This is a genomic window from Aurantimonas coralicida DSM 14790, from assembly GCF_000421645.1.
GTDB lineage: Bacteria > Pseudomonadota > Alphaproteobacteria > Rhizobiales > Rhizobiaceae > Aurantimonas > Aurantimonas coralicida.
Genome location: NZ_ATXK01000008.1, coordinates 60,256 through 74,925, shown reverse-complemented (window position 1 = coordinate 74,925; position 14,670 = coordinate 60,256). Strand labels below are relative to the sequence as shown.

The window sequence follows — 14,670 nt, the reverse complement described above, 5'->3', positions numbered from 1 at the left end:
TCGTCATCAGGTCAGTTCGCTGTTTCCGAGACGCTGAAATGTTCGATATCGGCTGGTCCGAACTCATGGTCGTTGCGGTGATCCTGGTGGTCGTCGTGGGGCCAAAGGATTTGCCGCGCATGCTGCGCACGTTCGGGCGCACCAGCAAGCAGTTGCGGTCCATGGCCGGCGATTTCCGCCGCCAGTTCGACGATGCGTTGCGCGAGGCTGAGCTCGACGATGTCAGGGACACCGTGAGCAAGGTGCGCGATCTCGATCCGACCAAGGACGTGCGTGCGGCGATGAACCCGATGAAGGCGGTGGGCGACGAGATTCGCTCGTCGCTGAAGGCCGCGACCAAGGCGCCCGAACCGAAGGTGCCGGGCGCCTCCGGTGCGGCCGTTGCGGCCGAACCCGACAAGGCGGGGGCGACCAACAGCCCGCAGCCGGCGGACAAGCCTGCCGAAAGCGCGGATGCCGCGCCCCAGAAGAAGAGCGAGGACGCGGCGTGAGTCGGAACGACACCGATATCGAGGCCTCCTCGGCGCCGCTCATCGAGCACCTCATCGAGCTGCGCACGCGGCTGATGTGGAGCCTCGGCGGCTTCCTCGTGGCCTTCATCCTCTGCTTCTTCTTCGCCAAGCCGATCTTCAATTTCCTCGTCGTTCCGTACCAGACAGCGACGGAATGGGCCGGCGTGCACAACAAGCAGGTCGAGCTGATCTACACGGCGCCGCAGGAATTCTTCTTCACCCAGGTGAAGATCGCGGCCTTCGGCGGCTTCTTCCTCGCCTTTCCGCTGATTGCCTCGCAGATCTACAAATTCGTGGCCCCCGGCCTCTACCGCGAGGAGCGCGGCGCGTTCCTGCCGTTCCTCGTCGCCACGCCGCTGCTGTTCCTGCTCGGCGCGGCGCTGGTCTATTACTTCTTCACCCCGATGGTGATGTGGTTCTTCCTGTCGATGGAGCAGACGGGAACCGGCGGACAGGCCGCGATCCAGCTGCTGCCGCGGGTCTCCGAATATCTGTCGCTGATCATGACGCTGATCTTCGCCTTCGGACTGGTGTTCCAGCTTCCGGTGGTGGCGACGCTTCTGGTGCGGGCCGGCATCACCTCCTCGCAGGGGCTGGCCGACAAGCGCAAATACGCCATCGTGCTGGCCTTCGTCGCCGCGGCGATCCTGACGCCGCCCGACCCGATGTCGCAGATCGGTCTTGCCCTGCCGACGATCCTTCTCTACGAGGTGTCGATCTTTGCGGCACGGATGATCGAACGCAAGCGGGCCCAGCGGCAGCGCGAAAGCGAGGCGCAAGCCGATAGCTGACGGCATGACCCGGATCCCGCCGCTCGTCGGTCGGGAAACGGGAATCAATGCTCGACATCAAGTGGATACGTGACAATCCGGACAAGCTGGATGCGGCCCTCGCACGACGCGGCGCCGCGCCCCTGGCCGATCAGCTTCTCAAACTCGACGAAGAGCGCCGGGCGCATCTGACCCGCCTGCAGACCTTGCAGGGGCGGCGCAACGAGGCGTCCAAGGCGATCGGCAAGGCCAAGGGCACCGGCGACGAAGCCGGCGCCGAGGAGCTGATCCGCGAGATCGGTGAGATCAAGGAAGCCATCCAGGACGGCGAGGAGACCGAGCGGCGCATCGACAAGTCGCTCGAGGACGCGCTCGCCCGCATTCCGAACATCCCGCTCGACGACGTGCCCGAGGGCGCGGACGAAGCCGACAATGTCGAGATCCGCCGTCACGGCGAGGCGCCGAACTTCGGCTTTGCGCCGAAGGAGCATTACGAGCTCGGCGAGGGCCTCGGCCTGATGGATTTCGAGCAGGCGGCAAAGATCTCCGGTTCGCGCTTCACCATCCTGAAGGGCCAGCTCGCCCGGCTGGAGCGCGCCCTCGGCCAGTTCATGCTCGACCTACACACCGGCGAACACGGCTATCAGGAAACCGCCGCGCCGCTCTTGGTGCGCGACGAGGCGCTGTTCGGCACCGGCCAGTTGCCGAAGTTCAGCGAGGATCTCTTCCACACCAGCGAAGGCCGCTGGCTGATCCCGACCGCCGAGGTGCCGCTGACCAATATGGTGCGCGAGCAGGTGCTGGGGGCGGGCGACCTGCCGCTGCGCTTTACCGCGCTGACTCCGTGCTTCCGCTCGGAAGCCGGCTCGGCTGGACGCGACACCCGCGGCATGCTGCGCCAGCACCAGTTCTACAAGGTCGAGCTGGTCTCTGTGACCGACGAGGACTCCTCGATTGCCGAGCACGAGCGCATGACCGCGGCAGCCGAAGAGGTGCTGAAGCGTCTCGGCCTGTCCTACCGGGTCGTGACCCTTTGTGCCGGCGACATGGGCTTCGGTGCCCGCAAGACCTACGACATCGAGGTCTGGCTGCCGGGGCAGGACGCGTTCCGCGAAATCTCCAGCTGTTCGGTCTGCGGCGACTTCCAGGCGCGCCGCATGGGCACGCGCTACCGCGTCGAGGGCGAGAAGGCCGCGCGCTACGTTCACACGCTGAACGGCTCCGGCGTCGCCGTCGGGCGGGCGCTGATCGCGGTCATGGAGAATTACCAGAACGAAGACGGCTCGATCACCGTTCCGGAGGTCCTGCGGCCCTATATGGGCGGGCTCGAACGGATCGAGAGGACGGCCTGATGCGCCTGCTGCTGACCAATGACGACGGCATCCACGCCGAAGGGCTTGCCGTGCTGGAGCGGATCGCACGCGAGCTGACGGACGACGTCTGGGTCGTGGCGCCGGAGACCGACCAGAGCGGGCTGTCGCATTCGCTGACGCTGTCCTCGCCGCTGCGCCTACGCAAGATCGACGAGCGCCGCTTCGCCTTGTCCGGCACGCCGACCGACTGCGTCATCATGGCGGTCAAGCAACTGATGGATTCGCCGCCGGACCTGGTGCTGTCGGGGGTGAATGCCGGGCAGAATATCTGCGACGACGTCACCTATTCCGGCACGGTCGCCGGTGCCATGGAAGGCACGATGCTGGGCTTGCGCTCGATCGCGCTCAGCCAGGCGTTCAAGCCCGGCAGCCACCGCGAAGCGCTGTGGAAGACGGCCGAGACCCATGCGCCGGCGCTGATCGAGCGCCTGATGGCGTTCGATACCCCGCCCGGACACCTGATCAACGTGAATTTCCCGGCGGTCGAAGCCGACGCGGTCGAGGGCATCGAGGTCACGCGCCAGGGCAAGCTCGACTATTCGCTGGGCATGGAAGAGCGCCGCGACGGCCGTGGCTTCCCGTATTTCTGGCTGAAGTTCGGGCGGCAGGCCGGCGCCGAAGTGGAACAGTCGGACGTGGCCGCCCTGACGGCCGGGCGGATCTCGGTCACGCCGCTGCATCTCGACCTGACCGCCCATGCGCTGCGCGACGAGCTGCGCACGCTGCTCGGTTGATGGCGCCGACCGGCGAAGGCATGGGGCGCGACCGCGAGGATCTGGCGGCCTTCCTCCTGTCGCTCCGGTCGGAGCGCATCACCGATGCACGGCTTCTGGAAGCGGTGGAATCGGTGCCGCGGCGGCTGTTCCTGCCCGAGGGCATCGCCAACGCCTATGAGAACCGCTCGGCCCCCATCGCCTGCGGCGAGACCATGCACGGGGCGCTGGCCGCCGTGCGGCTGGTGGCGGCGCTGGACGTGCAGCCGGCGCACCGGATTCTGGAGATCGGAACCGGCAGCGGCTACATCACCGCGCTCCTGGCCCGGCTCGCCACCCATGTCAGCTCCTTCGACCGCTATCGCGGGCTGGTGGAGCCGGCGGGTCGGCGGCTGCGCGACATCGGCATCACCAACATCTCGCTGTTCCTGGAAGACGGGCGCGACGGCTTTGCCGGCGGGGCGCCGTTCGACCGGGTGATCGTCCATGCGGCGTTTCCCGCCGTGCCGCGGCAGTTCCTCGACCAGCTCGGCTCCAACGCAGCGATGATCTGCGCGCTCGGGCCGGGCGACGGGCCGCAGGAACTCCTGCGCCTGCGCAAGGTGGGCAGCCGCTTCGAGCGCGAGCCGTTGGGCACGGTGCGCTATCAGCCGCTGGCCTTCGGCACGGCCGACGTCCTCTGATCGGGGCACGACAAGGCGTCGAAGGGCCGTCAAACATGGCGTCAACGTCCAAGAAATGTCGTTTTTGCCCCGCGACTTAACCGGGCAGTAAGATTAACGCGCTTCAATAGGTCCAAGAGTAAACTAGCGTGCTCAAGGGACGGCGATGCGTATCAATGTGCTGAAATCCGTGCGGCTCAGAATGGTGCGCTCCGTCGCGATGGTGGGATTGGCCGGCCTCGCGGCGGGTTGCAGCTCCGACGTCGTGCGTTTCGACGATGGCTTCTACACCGGAGCCGTGCCGCAGGCGCCGGCCAGCAACCAGATGGCGGCCAGCCAGCCCTATCCGGGCGATGTCGATGCCATGAACACCGGCAGCGTCTCCCGGGGCATGCCGGCCTATGGCAACGGCGCCCAGGCGGCATCGGGCTACCCGGCGCAGAACCAGGGCTCCTACCAGACGGCCGCGAACAGCTATCCGCAGGGCGGCGTCGCCACCTCGGGCGCCGTGCAGACCAGCCAGCTGCCGCCTCCGCCGCCGCCGAGCTACGCCACCGCACCGCAGTCGCAGGCTTCCGCCGCGCCGACCTCGTCCTCGGTGCCCGCCACCCGCGGCGCACCGCCCTCGACGCTCGGTGAGCAGGCGGCCCGTGTCGTCTCGCCGCAGAGCCGGCCGATGCAGTCGTCGGCCTCGCAGCCGACGCGATCGGCCGCCGCCAGCGGCGGCAGCAGCGTGAAGGTCGAGAGCGGCGATTCGCTGCTGGGTATCGCACGCCGCACCGGTGTCTCCGTTGCCGACATCAAGCGCGCCAACGGCATGAGCGACGACACCATCCGCATCGGCCAGACGCTGACCTTGCCGGCCGGCGCATCGGCACCGACCCGTGTCGCGGCTGCCGAGCCCAAGGCCGCGCCGGAGCCGCAGCGTCCGGCCGAGCCGCAGAAGGTCGAGGCCGACAGTGCGGCGCCGAAATCCTACTCGCCGCCCAAGACCGCCGAGAAGTCCGGCCGTCCGTCGGCCAGCGAAACGCCGAAGGCGGCCAGCCCGTCGACGACCGTCAGCAAGGAAGTCGAGACCGAGGTGGCGGCCGTCGCGCCGAACTCCACGGGCATCAGCCAGTTGCGCTGGCCGGTGCAGGGCCGCGTCGTCAATCGCTTCGGCGAGAAGGTCGGCTCGCGCCGCAATGACGGCCTCAACCTGTCGGTGCCCCGTGGCACGCCCATCAAGGCCGCCGAGAACGGCGTCGTGATCTATGCCGGCGACGGCCTGAAGGAGTTCGGCAACACCGTTCTCGTCAAGCACGACAACGGCCTCGTCACCGTCTACGGCCACGCCGACCAGATCGACGTGGAGCGGGGCGCCAAGGTCAAGCGCGGTCAGCAGATCGCCAAGTCCGGCATGTCGGGCGACACCGACATTCCGCTTCTGCACTTCGAGGTGCGCAAGGATTCGGCCCCGGTCGATCCGACCAAGTACCTCCAGTAGACGCCGACCTCCAGGCGTGACAGGCCCGGCCCCGCGGACAGCAGCGGGGTCGGGCCATTTGCGTTTGGCTTCAGGGGATCAGCTGTCGGCGACCGGCGTCAGCGTCCGGCCGAGGCGCCCGGCCAGATCCTGGACGAACTGGAAGGCCACGCGGCCGGAGCGGCTGCCCCGGGTCGTCGCCCATTCCAGCGCCTCGTGGCGGACCCGATCCGGATCGACGTCGAGATCGTAGGCGGCCAGATAACCGTCGATCATCGCCAGATAGTCGTCCTGGCTGCAGCGGTGGAAGCCGAGCCACAGGCCGAACCGGTCGGAGAGCGACACCTTTTCCTCCACCGCCTCGCCGGGATTGATCGCCGTCGACCGCTCATTCTCGATCATGTCGCGCGGCAGGAGATGGCGCCGGTTCGAGGTCGCGTAGAACAGGACGTTCTCCGGCCGTCCCTCGACGCCGCCCTCCAGCGCCGCCTTCAGCGACTTGTAGGCCGAATCGCCCATGTCGAAGGACAGGTCGTCGCAGAACAGCAGGAACGGGTAGGGCGCGGCCCGCACGATCCCCATCAGCCGCGGCAGATGGTCGATGTCCTCGCGGTGGATCTCGATCAGCTTCACCGGCGCCGCGCCCGCGTCGAGCCCGGCATTGACCGCGCCATGCGCCGCCTTCACCAGCGACGACTTGCCCATGCCGCGGGCGCCCCAGAGAAGCGCATTGTTGGCCGGCAGGCCTCGGGCGAAGCGGTCGGTGTTCTCCAGGAGAATGTCGCGCGAACGCTCGATGCCCTTCAGCAGGGCGATCGGCACGCGGTTGACCGAGGGAACCGGCACGAGCCCAGCCGGCGGGTCGAAGACGAAACAGTCCGCCGCCGTAAAGTCAGGCGCCGGGGCAGGGGGCGGCGCAAGCCGTTCCAGCGCCCCCGCGATCCGGTCCATCGTGTGCTTCAGGCTGGCGAGTTCTGCGGCATCCATGGCGGCTCTTTCGTCTCGAAGCTTCGCCGGATCGTCGGCCCGGCGGACGCTTGTTGCATTCGGGGCGACCGATCGTATATTCCGCGCACATCGTAAAGGCCCTGCTGTCGGCGCTGCGTCGCGCAAGGCATGACCCTGTGCCGATTTTCTGAGAGGTTTTTTCCATGTTCGTGACCGAGGCTTTCGCCCAGACGGGTTCCGCAGCGGGGGGGAGCGATCTGTTGATCAGCGTTCTGCCGTTCGTGGCCGTGTTCGCGATCATGTATTTCCTCATTATCCGTCCGCAGCGCACCGCCATGAAGAAGCGCGAGGAGATGCTGAAGAACATCCGCCGCGGCGACACCGTCGTCACCGGTGGCGGCATCGTCGGCAAGGTCACCAAGGTGCACGAGAGCGGCGAGCTGGAAGTGCAGATCTCCGAGCAGACCCGCGTGCGCGTCATGCAGGGCACCATCGCCGACGTCCGGGTGAAGGGCGAGCCGACCGCCGCCAACACCAAATAGCCGTGTTGGCGCGGCACACAGCGCCACTGGACTGAGATTGCGTCGCTGCCGGCCTTGCCACAAGGGTCGGTGGCGGCGGTTTTAACGCTTGCCAACGGCGCGCAATACCGGCGCGGCCGTCGACCCTGTCGGGACACCCATGCTCTATTTCTCGCGCTGGAAGACGTTTCTGATCTGGCTGACGGTCGCCATCGGCGTCCTCTATGCGTCGCCTAACGTCCTGCCGCAGCAGGCGCTGGACAAGCTGCCGTCCTGGTTCCCGCAGCAGTCCGTGACGCTGGGTCTCGACCTGCAGGGCGGCTCCTACATTCTTCTCGAGGTGGATTCGCAGTCGCTGGTCGCCGACCGGGTGCAGACCCTGCGCGACGACGCGCGGCAGGCGCTGCGCACCGAGCGCATCGGCTATGCCGGCCTGTCCGACAACGATCGCACCGTGACGATCCGCCTGCGCGACCCCGAACAGGTGGCGGCCGCCCGCGAGGCGCTGTCGCCGATGACCGACCCGATCTCCAGCGGCAGCGTGCTGGGTGGCGGCGCGGTGACGGAGGTAGCGATCGCCGAGCCGCAGCCCGGCGTCCTGACCCTGTCGCTCACCGACGAGGGCGTGGCCTATCGCACGTCGGCTGCGGTGACCCAGTCGATCGAGGTGGTGCGCCGCCGCGTCGACGAGCTCGGCACCACCGAGCCGGTGATCCAGCGCCAGGGTGACGACCGCATCATGGTGCAGGTGCCCGGTCTCGGCGATCCGCAGCGGCTCAAGGCGCTGCTCAACCAGACCGCCAAGCTGACCTTCCGCCTCGTCGACGTGACCGCTTCGGCCGAGGACGTCGCCCGTGGCAGCCGTCCGCCGGCGGGCTCGGAGCTTCTCTACACCAACGACCCGACCCCGGCGCCGGTTCTCGTGCAGCGCCAGATCATGGTGTCGGGTGAAAACCTGACCGACGCCCAGGCCGGCTTCGACAGCCAGAGCAACGAGCCGGTCGTCAACATCCGCTTCGACACCCAGGGTGCCCAGCGCTTCGGCTCGGTCACCCAGCAGAATGTGGGGCGTCCCTTCGCCATCGTCCTCGACGAGAAGGTGCTGTCGGCGCCGAACATCCGCGAGGCGATCCTCGGCGGCCAGGCGCAGATCAGCGGCAGCTTCACCGTCCAGAGCGCCAACGATCTCGCGGTGCTGCTGCGCGCCGGCGCGCTGCCAGCAACGTTGAACATCATCGAGGAGCGCACGGTCGGACCGGGCCTCGGTGCCGATTCGATTGCCGCCGGCGAGACCGCCGGCGTGATCGGCGCCCTCCTCGTCGTCGTCTTCATGCTGGCCGCCTACGGCTTCCTTGGCATCATCGCCAATATCGCGCTGATCGTGAATTTGGTGCTGCTGTTCTCGGTGCTGACCGTCATCGGCGCGACGCTGACCCTTCCAGGCATCGCCGGCATCGTCCTGACGCTCGGCATGGCGGTGGATTCCAACGTCCTGATCTACGAGCGCATCCGCGACGAGCGCCGGCAGGGGCGCTCGGTGGTGCAGGCCATCGACATCGGCTTCCAGAAGGCGCTGGCGACGATTCTCGACGCAAACATCACCACGCTGATCGCGGCGGTCGTGCTGTTCTTCCTGGGGTCGGGGCCGGTACGCGGCTTCGCCGTGACGCTGGCCATCGGCATCATCACGACCGTCTTCACCGCCTTCACGCTCACCCGCTGGCTCGTCGCCGCCTGGGTGCGCCGCAGCCGGCCGAAGGAACTGCCGCGCGGCTTCATCCGGCTGGTGCCGGAAGTCACGCGCATTCCGTTCATGAAGGTCCGCCTGCAAGCCTTTGCCCTGTCGATGCTTCTGTGCGTTGCATCGGTGGGCGGCCTCTTCGCGGTGGGGCTCAATCTTGGCATCGACTTCACCGGCGGCACGCTCATTGAGGTGCAGGCCAAGAATGGCGAGGCCGATATCGGCGACATCCGCGAGCGTCTCGGCGCAATCGGCGTGCCGGACGCGCAGGTGCAGGAGTTCGGCACCCCGACCGAGGCGCTGATCCGCATCGGCTCGCAGGGCGGCGACGCCTCGCAGGTGGCGATCGTGGAATCGGCGCAGGAGGCCCTGGCGGCCGACTACGACTTCCGCCGCACCGAGGTGGTCGGCCCGACCGTCTCGGGCGAACTGGCCTTCGCGGCGATCGTCGGCGTTCTGGCGGCGCTCTTCGCGATCCTAATCTATGTCTGGATCCGCTTCGAGTGGCAGTTCGCGCTTGGCGCGATCATCGCGACGGTCAACGACGTCTTCCTGACGCTCGGCTTCCTGGTCGTGACGCAGCTGGAATTCAGCCTGGCCAGTGTCGCGGCGATTCTGACGATCGTCGGCTACTCGCTGAACGACACGGTGGTCATCTACGACAAGGTCCGCGAGAATCTGCGGCGCTTCAAGAAGATGCCGATCGGCCAGCTTCTCGACCTGTCCGACAACGAGATGCTGGCGCGCACCACCATGACTTCGGCCACGACGCTGCTGGCGCTGGCGGCGCTGTTCGTCTTCGGCGGCGAGGTGATCCGCTCGTTTGTCGCCTCCATGCTGTTCGGCGTGGCGATCGGCACCTTCTCGTCGATCTTCGTCGCCGCACCGGCGCTGATCTTCTTCAAGCTGCGGGCTTCGGACTTCGCAGCCAAGAAGGAAGAGGAAGAGGCGGCGCGCGAGGGCGGCTCGACGGCGCGCGAGGCCTGACATGGCGAAGGGTATCGAGATCCGCGAGGCCCATTTCCCGGGCCGGGCCCCGATCGAGGCCTATGGCAATGGCGGCTTCCGCTTCGCCTCCATGTCGCATCGCGGCTCGATCCTGTGCCTGCCGTCCGGCATCTACGGCTGGGACGGCACCGCCGAGGCGCCGTTCACCGGCGAACGTCTCGGGAAGGTGTTCGAGGAAGCCGAAGAGATCGGCTTCCTGTTGTTCGGTACCGGCAAGGACATTCGCCGGCTGCCGCCGGCGCTGGCCGACCGCATGCGCCAGGTCGGCATTTCCTGCGATCCGATGTCGACGGGCGCGGCGGTCCGCACCTTCAACATCATGCTCTCGGAAGGCCGGCCCGTAGCGGCGGCGCTCGTGGCGGTCGACTGAGCCAGTTCTCGTGACCTCCGCGGCGGTCTGACGCCGGCCGAACGACTGGCCCGATGCGCCGCGCCACACCATCTTTCATCCGCGGGCCCGAAGCCCGAACCAAGCCGAGGCGCTGAGACACGGCCATGACGGATCTGAGCGAGAATTACGCCGAGTGCCTGCGTCTGGTGGAGACGGCCGATCGCGACCGGGCCATCTCGCTGGCCTTCGTTCCGGCGGACAAACGCAACGATGTCGCCGCCCTCTATGCCTTCAACATCGAGACCGCGCGGGTGCGCGATTCGGTGAGCGAGCCGATGCCGGGCGAGATCCGCCTGCAATGGTGGCGCGACGCGCTGGCGGCGCCCGACCAGGGCGCGGCCGGGCATCCGGTCGCGGCTGCCGTCGCCGACACGATCGCCCGCCACGACCTGCCGCGTGCGGCGTTCGACCGCTTCCTCGAAGCGCGCATCTTCGACCTCTATGACGATCCGATGCCGTCGAGCGAAGAGCTGGAGGCCTATGCCGGCGAGACCGCCTCGACGCTGATCATGCTGACGGCGATGGTGCTGGCGCGCGACGCGGCGGAGACGCAGGCCGATGCGGCGGGACATGCCGGGGTTGCCCAGACGGTCGCCGGCGTCCTGCGCCTGTTGCCGCAGCACCGCGCCCGGCGGCAGGTCTTCGTGCCGGCCGACATTCTCGCCGCTGCCGGCTGTTCGAGTGAAGAGCTGATCCGCGGCGAGCGGGAACCGGCAGGCCGCGCGATCGCGGCGATGACCGCCTTCGGGCGCCAGCACGTGCGCGCCTGGACGACCAAACTCGGCGACATTCCCAAGCCGCTGCGACCGGCCTTCCTGCCGGCGGCGCTGGCGGGGCGTTACCTCGACCTCATCGAACGGGACGGAGCGGCGACGCTCGACCAGCCCGTCGAGATCGGCCCGCTGCGCAAGGCCTACATCAACTGGCGCACGATGCGGCGCTGACGGCGGGGATCGACCGCCGGAGCGATCCGCGCTTACATCGCCGCAGCGGCCCGTGCATCCGGGCCAGCACAACGAACTTCCAACCGATCCGAAAGCCGACCCCACCATGGCATTGCGCACGATGAGGTCCGCGCCCCGGCATGTCGGGCAGTTCTGGCGCTCGCTGGCGGCGGGAGCGGGCGTCGCGGCCTTCCGCTTTCCGCTGGCGAGCCTACTGATCGTCGCCATCGCTATCCTGTCCAACCTTGCCCTGCGGGATGTCTATCCGGTGGCCGAGGACGATCTCGCCTGGCTGCTGGCGGCGTTCTATGGCGCGGCGGCCATGTCGGTCGGCATGGTGCTGGCGATGGAGGCGCGGGGCGCGTCCGTGGCGGTGCGGCAGGGCGCGTCTGTCCTTGTGGCGCTCGTCGTCGGTGCGGCGATCTGGGCCGGGCCGGCGCTGGCGGTGTTTCCGCCACCGCTGATCGTTGCCGCGACCTTCGCCGTTCCGCTGGCGGGGTATCTGGGCCTGCGCGATGCGGAAAGGTTCTGGGTCTTCACCTTCTGGACCGTGGTCGGCGTCAGCCTCGCCTTTCTGTCGGTGCTGCTCTTCGTCCTCGGCCTGTCGGCGATCCTGGAGATGATCCGCTACCTGTTCGAGGTCGGGCTGCCGGGCGACGCCTACGAGCATATCTTCGCCACGGCCTTCGCGCTGGTCGGGCCGCTCTTCGCGCTGGGCCGTATCCCGCATCATTTCGACGAGCGCATGCCGGCGGGACAGGACGAACGGCTGATCTCGGGCCTGCGCATTCTGTTCGACTGGGTCGCCGTGCCGCTGGTGCTGGCGACGGCGCTGGTCCTGCATCTCTATGCCGCCAAGATCCTCGTCACCGGCGACGTGCCGAAGGGCGAGATCGGCTGGATCGTCACCTTCTTCGCGCTGTTCGTCCTCATGCTGCGCATCGCGGTCGATCCGTTCCGTGCCGGCGCCGCGGCGGCCACGCGGCTTTTCACACGGTATTTCGCCCTGGCGCTTCTGGTGCCGCTGTCGCTGCTCGCCTATGCGATTTGGCTGCGGATCGGCGCCCAGGGGTTCACGCTGGAGCGGTACTACCTCGCCCTCGGGGCGCTGGCGGCGTGGCTGGTCCTCGCACTGCAGTTTCCGGGACGCACGCGTGGCGACATTCGCTGGATGGCAGCGGTGCCGGTGTTGCTGCTGGCGGTGTCGGCCTTCGGGCCATGGGGCGCGTATGACACGGTTGGCCGCAGTCAGGCCGCCCGCATCGTCGAGCGCTTCGTGGTGGACGACGGCGCCGGCGGGCGCCGGCTGGTCGCGACTGAGCGGCCGGATCGCGAGTCCGCCGAACTGCGCTCGCGCCTCTACGTTCTCGACGATGTGAGCCAGCTCGACCGCCTGGCGCCGCTGCTGCCGTCGGACTTGATGGAGGGGGAGGAAACGGACCGGCGCGAGCGCATTTTCGCGGCGCTCGATCTGTCGGGTCCCGTCGGCGTGCGCGAATTGCGCAGCTTCACCGCCAATGCGCCGATGGTGATCGACATCGCCGGGTTCGATCGCGTCGTCCCGGAGCGCGACCTGCGTGAGGGGCCCGCAGACGGCGAGACGAGCAGCACCAACGCCCCGTCATCCGAAGGAGCGGTGCTGGCGCTTGCAGGTGGCGAGTTGGTGCTGCGGATCGGCGGGGCGGAAGACCGCTTCGATCTCGGGGTGGCGATCGACGCCCTGCCGGAGGCGGTCTACGCGACGGCGCCGGACCGATTGCCGATGCAGGTCGTCGATCTCACCGGCGCGAACGGGCGCAGTGTCCGCCTGGCGCTGCGCCAGATCGTGCGGGATGGTGACGACGGGGCCATCCTGTCGGCGCTGCTGACGGTCTACTACCGGTCCGGCGAATGGCAGGAGCGGCCGGGCGGCTGAGCCCGGCCCCTGGGTCTTCGATCAGGCCGTGGATACTACTCGGCAGCTTCCGCGATCGGTGTCTGGCCGAGCCAGCCGGCGAAATCTGCGAGGGCGCGGGCGGACAGGGCCTTCTTCTTGGCGATCGCCTTGTCCTTGCCGCGAAAGCGCGTGACGCCCTCCGGCTTCTGGATGGCGCCCGGCTCCAGCGGCGGGAACAGGCCGAAATTGATGTTCATCGGCTGGAAGGACCGCTTGCCGCTCTCTTCCTGATGGGCGAGGTGGCCGCCGGTGATATGCGCGGCGAGCGCGCCCATGGCGGTCGTCTGCGGCGGCGGGGTCGCGGCTTCGCCGAGGCGCTCGGCGGCGGCGAAACGGCCGGTCATCAGCCCGACGGCGGCCGATTCCACATAACCCTCGCAGCCGGTGATCTGGCCGGCAAAGCGGATATGCGGGCGCACCTTCAGCCGCAATGTCGGGTCGAGCAGGGTCGGCGAGTTCAGATAGGTGTTGCGGTGCAGGCCGCCGAGCCGTGCGAACTCGGCGTTTTCGAGCCCGGGAATCATCCGCAGCACGGCCGCCTGGGCGCCGTATTTCAGCTTCGTCTGGAAGCCGACGATGTTGTAGAGGGTGCCGAGCGCATTGTCCTGGCGCAGCTGCACGACGGCATAGGCCTTGATGTCCGGCTGGTGGGCGTTGGTCAGGCCCATCGGCTTCATCGGGCCGTGACGTAGGGTCTCCGGACCGCGCTCGGCCATGATCTCGATCGGCAGGCAGCCGTCGAAATAGGGCGTGCCTTCCCATTCCTTGAACTCGGCGCGGTCACCCTCGACGAGGGCGGCGACGAAGCGCTCGTAGGTGTCCTTGTCGAGCGGGCAGTTGATGTAGTCCTTGCCGGTGCCGCCGGGGCCGACCTTGTCGTAGCGCGACTGGAACCAGGCCTTGTCCATGTCGATGGAATCGAAATGCACGATGGGCGCGATGGCGTCGAAGAAGGCGAGGGCGTCGGTGCCGGTGGCGGCGCTGATCGACTCGGCCAGCGACGGCGCGGTGAGCGGGCCGGTGGCGACGATGCTGGGACCCCATTCCTCCGGCGGCAGGCCCTCGACTTCGCCGCGCTCGACGGTGATCAGCGGGTGGGCCGCGATCGCGTCGGAGACGGCGCCGGAAAAGCCCTCGCGATCGACGGCGAGCGCGCTGCCGGCGGGCACCTGGTGGGCGTCGGCGCAGCGCATGATCAGCGAATTGGCCAGCCGCATCTCGGCATGGAGGACACCGACCGCATTGGTCTGGCTGTCGTCCGACCGGAAGGAGTTGGAGCAGACCAGCTCGGCCAGCTGGTCGGTCTTGTGGGCTTCGGTGCCGCGGACGGGCCGCATCTCGTGCAGCACCACGGGCAGACCGCGTTCGGCGATCTGCCAGGCAGCTTCGGATCCGGCGAGCCCGCCGCCGACGACGTGAATGGGTTGTTTCGACATGGAGGTAATTTAGCAGTCGCGCGTGGCGATCAAAAGGCCGCGTGGCGATCCGCGCGCATGATCGGGCAAGTTTGCGGCCTCCAAACGACAACACCCGCCGGGGGGAGGACCCGACGGGTGTCGCATTGGGACCTGCGCTGGGAGGAGGATGCGCAGGTCATATCCGCTTCAGGCCCGGGAGGAGGTGGGCCCTACGCGAAACTCTAGAAGGTCTCTGATCGCCCGTCGGGGGGAGGACCCGACGGGCGAC

General features: G+C 68.1%; 13 protein-coding genes. 11 read left to right on the top strand and 2 right to left on the bottom strand.

All coding sequences use genetic code 11. From position 1 onward, the window contains the following. The first annotated feature begins 77 nt into the window (after window positions 1–77). From tatB to H536_RS0116050, 6 genes are all read left to right on the top strand, one after another. Window positions 78–491, top strand: a complete 414-nt coding sequence (gene tatB, locus H536_RS22720) for a Sec-independent protein translocase protein TatB (protein WP_244495435.1) — start codon at window positions 78–80, stop codon at window positions 489–491. Then, window positions 488–1,303 carry a twin-arginine translocase subunit TatC gene (tatC, locus tag H536_RS0116070; protein ID WP_024351448.1) on the top strand — a complete coding sequence of 272 codons (816 nt, stop codon included), beginning with the start codon at window positions 488–490 and terminating at the stop codon, window positions 1,301–1,303. Before tatB ends, tatC begins: the two co-directional genes overlap by 4 nt. A gap of 47 nt (window positions 1,304–1,350) precedes the next feature. Continuing rightward, window positions 1,351–2,634, top strand: coding sequence for a serine--tRNA ligase (gene serS, locus H536_RS0116065; protein ID WP_024351447.1), 1,284 nt, complete (start codon window positions 1,351–1,353; stop codon window positions 2,632–2,634). After that, window positions 2,634–3,389 (top strand): 5'/3'-nucleotidase SurE, encoded by a 756-nt coding sequence (gene surE / locus H536_RS0116060; protein ID WP_024351446.1) that lies wholly within the window; start codon window positions 2,634–2,636, stop codon window positions 3,387–3,389. The genes serS and surE overlap by 1 nt, the downstream gene beginning before the upstream one ends. Continuing rightward, entirely contained in the window at window positions 3,389–4,051 is a 663-nt protein-coding gene (locus H536_RS0116055) for a protein-L-isoaspartate(D-aspartate) O-methyltransferase (protein ID WP_051141623.1), read from the top strand. The genes surE and H536_RS0116055 overlap by 1 nt, the downstream gene beginning before the upstream one ends. Before the next feature lie 145 nt (window positions 4,052–4,196). Next, window positions 4,197–5,516, top strand: a complete 1,320-nt coding sequence (locus tag H536_RS0116050) for a peptidoglycan DD-metalloendopeptidase family protein (RefSeq protein WP_024351444.1) — start codon at window positions 4,197–4,199, stop codon at window positions 5,514–5,516. Window positions 5,517–5,594: 78 nt separating this feature from the next. Here H536_RS0116050 and H536_RS0116045 read toward each other — a convergent pair whose 3' ends face one another. Beyond that, window positions 5,595–6,482 carry an ATP-binding protein gene (locus tag H536_RS0116045; protein ID WP_024351443.1) on the bottom strand — a complete coding sequence of 296 codons (888 nt, stop codon included), beginning with the start codon at window positions 6,480–6,482 and terminating at the stop codon, window positions 5,595–5,597. A gap of 164 nt (window positions 6,483–6,646) precedes the next feature. Here H536_RS0116045 and yajC point away from each other — a divergent pair, with 164 nt between their 5' ends. The 5 genes from yajC (at window position 6,647) to H536_RS0116020 (ending at window position 12,963) form a co-directional block, all read left to right on the top strand. Then, a complete protein-coding gene (gene yajC / locus H536_RS0116040) occupies window positions 6,647–6,985 on the top strand; it encodes a preprotein translocase subunit YajC (protein ID WP_024351442.1) in 339 nt (112 codons plus the stop codon). Window positions 6,986–7,124: 139 nt separating this feature from the next. Continuing rightward, a complete protein-coding gene (gene secDF, locus H536_RS0116035) occupies window positions 7,125–9,692 on the top strand; it encodes a protein translocase subunit SecDF (protein WP_024351441.1) in 2,568 nt (855 codons plus the stop codon). A 1-nt stretch (window position 9,693) separates the two neighbouring features. After that, window positions 9,694–10,083, top strand: a complete 390-nt coding sequence (locus H536_RS0116030; RefSeq protein WP_024351440.1) for an Mth938-like domain-containing protein — start codon at window positions 9,694–9,696, stop codon at window positions 10,081–10,083. A gap of 134 nt (window positions 10,084–10,217) precedes the next feature. Beyond that, window positions 10,218–11,048 (top strand): phytoene/squalene synthase family protein, encoded by an 831-nt coding sequence (locus tag H536_RS0116025; protein ID WP_024351439.1) that lies wholly within the window; start codon window positions 10,218–10,220, stop codon window positions 11,046–11,048. Window positions 11,049–11,169: 121 nt separating this feature from the next. After that, entirely contained in the window at window positions 11,170–12,963 is a 1,794-nt protein-coding gene (locus tag H536_RS0116020) for a DUF4153 domain-containing protein (RefSeq protein WP_024351438.1), read from the top strand. Between the two features lie 35 nt (window positions 12,964–12,998). On the opposite strand, the gene trmFO is transcribed toward H536_RS0116020, so the two are convergent. Then, the gene (gene trmFO / locus H536_RS0116015; RefSeq protein ID WP_024351437.1) at window positions 12,999–14,420 is read right to left on the bottom strand and encodes a methylenetetrahydrofolate--tRNA-(uracil(54)-C(5))-methyltransferase (FADH(2)-oxidizing) TrmFO; all 1,422 of its coding nucleotides are present in this window, start codon (window positions 14,418–14,420) and stop codon (window positions 12,999–13,001) included. Window positions 14,421–14,670: the final 250 nt, after the last annotated feature.

What these genes read in the sequence shown, in the direction of transcription:
- serS (WP_024351447.1), top strand. Translation starts at nt 1,351, where the DNA reads ATGCTCGACATCAAGTGGATACGTGACAATCCGGACAAGCTGGATGCG.
- surE (WP_024351446.1), top strand. Translation starts at nt 2,634, where the DNA reads ATGCGCCTGCTGCTGACCAATGACGACGGCATCCACGCCGAAGGGCTT.
- H536_RS0116055 (WP_051141623.1), top strand. Translation starts at nt 3,389, where the DNA reads ATGGCGCCGACCGGCGAAGGCATGGGGCGCGACCGCGAGGATCTGGCG.
- H536_RS0116050 (WP_024351444.1), top strand. Translation starts at nt 4,197, where the DNA reads ATGCGTATCAATGTGCTGAAATCCGTGCGGCTCAGAATGGTGCGCTCC.
- H536_RS0116045 (WP_024351443.1), bottom strand. Translation starts at nt 6,482, where the DNA reads ATGGATGCCGCAGAACTCGCCAGCCTGAAGCACACGATGGACCGGATC.
- yajC (WP_024351442.1), top strand. Translation starts at nt 6,647, where the DNA reads ATGTTCGTGACCGAGGCTTTCGCCCAGACGGGTTCCGCAGCGGGGGGG.
- secDF (WP_024351441.1), top strand. Translation starts at nt 7,125, where the DNA reads ATGCTCTATTTCTCGCGCTGGAAGACGTTTCTGATCTGGCTGACGGTC.
- H536_RS0116030 (WP_024351440.1), top strand. Translation starts at nt 9,694, where the DNA reads ATGGCGAAGGGTATCGAGATCCGCGAGGCCCATTTCCCGGGCCGGGCC.
- H536_RS0116020 (WP_024351438.1), top strand. Translation starts at nt 11,170, where the DNA reads ATGAGGTCCGCGCCCCGGCATGTCGGGCAGTTCTGGCGCTCGCTGGCG.
- trmFO (WP_024351437.1), bottom strand. Translation starts at nt 14,420, where the DNA reads ATGTCGAAACAACCCATTCACGTCGTCGGCGGCGGGCTCGCCGGATCC.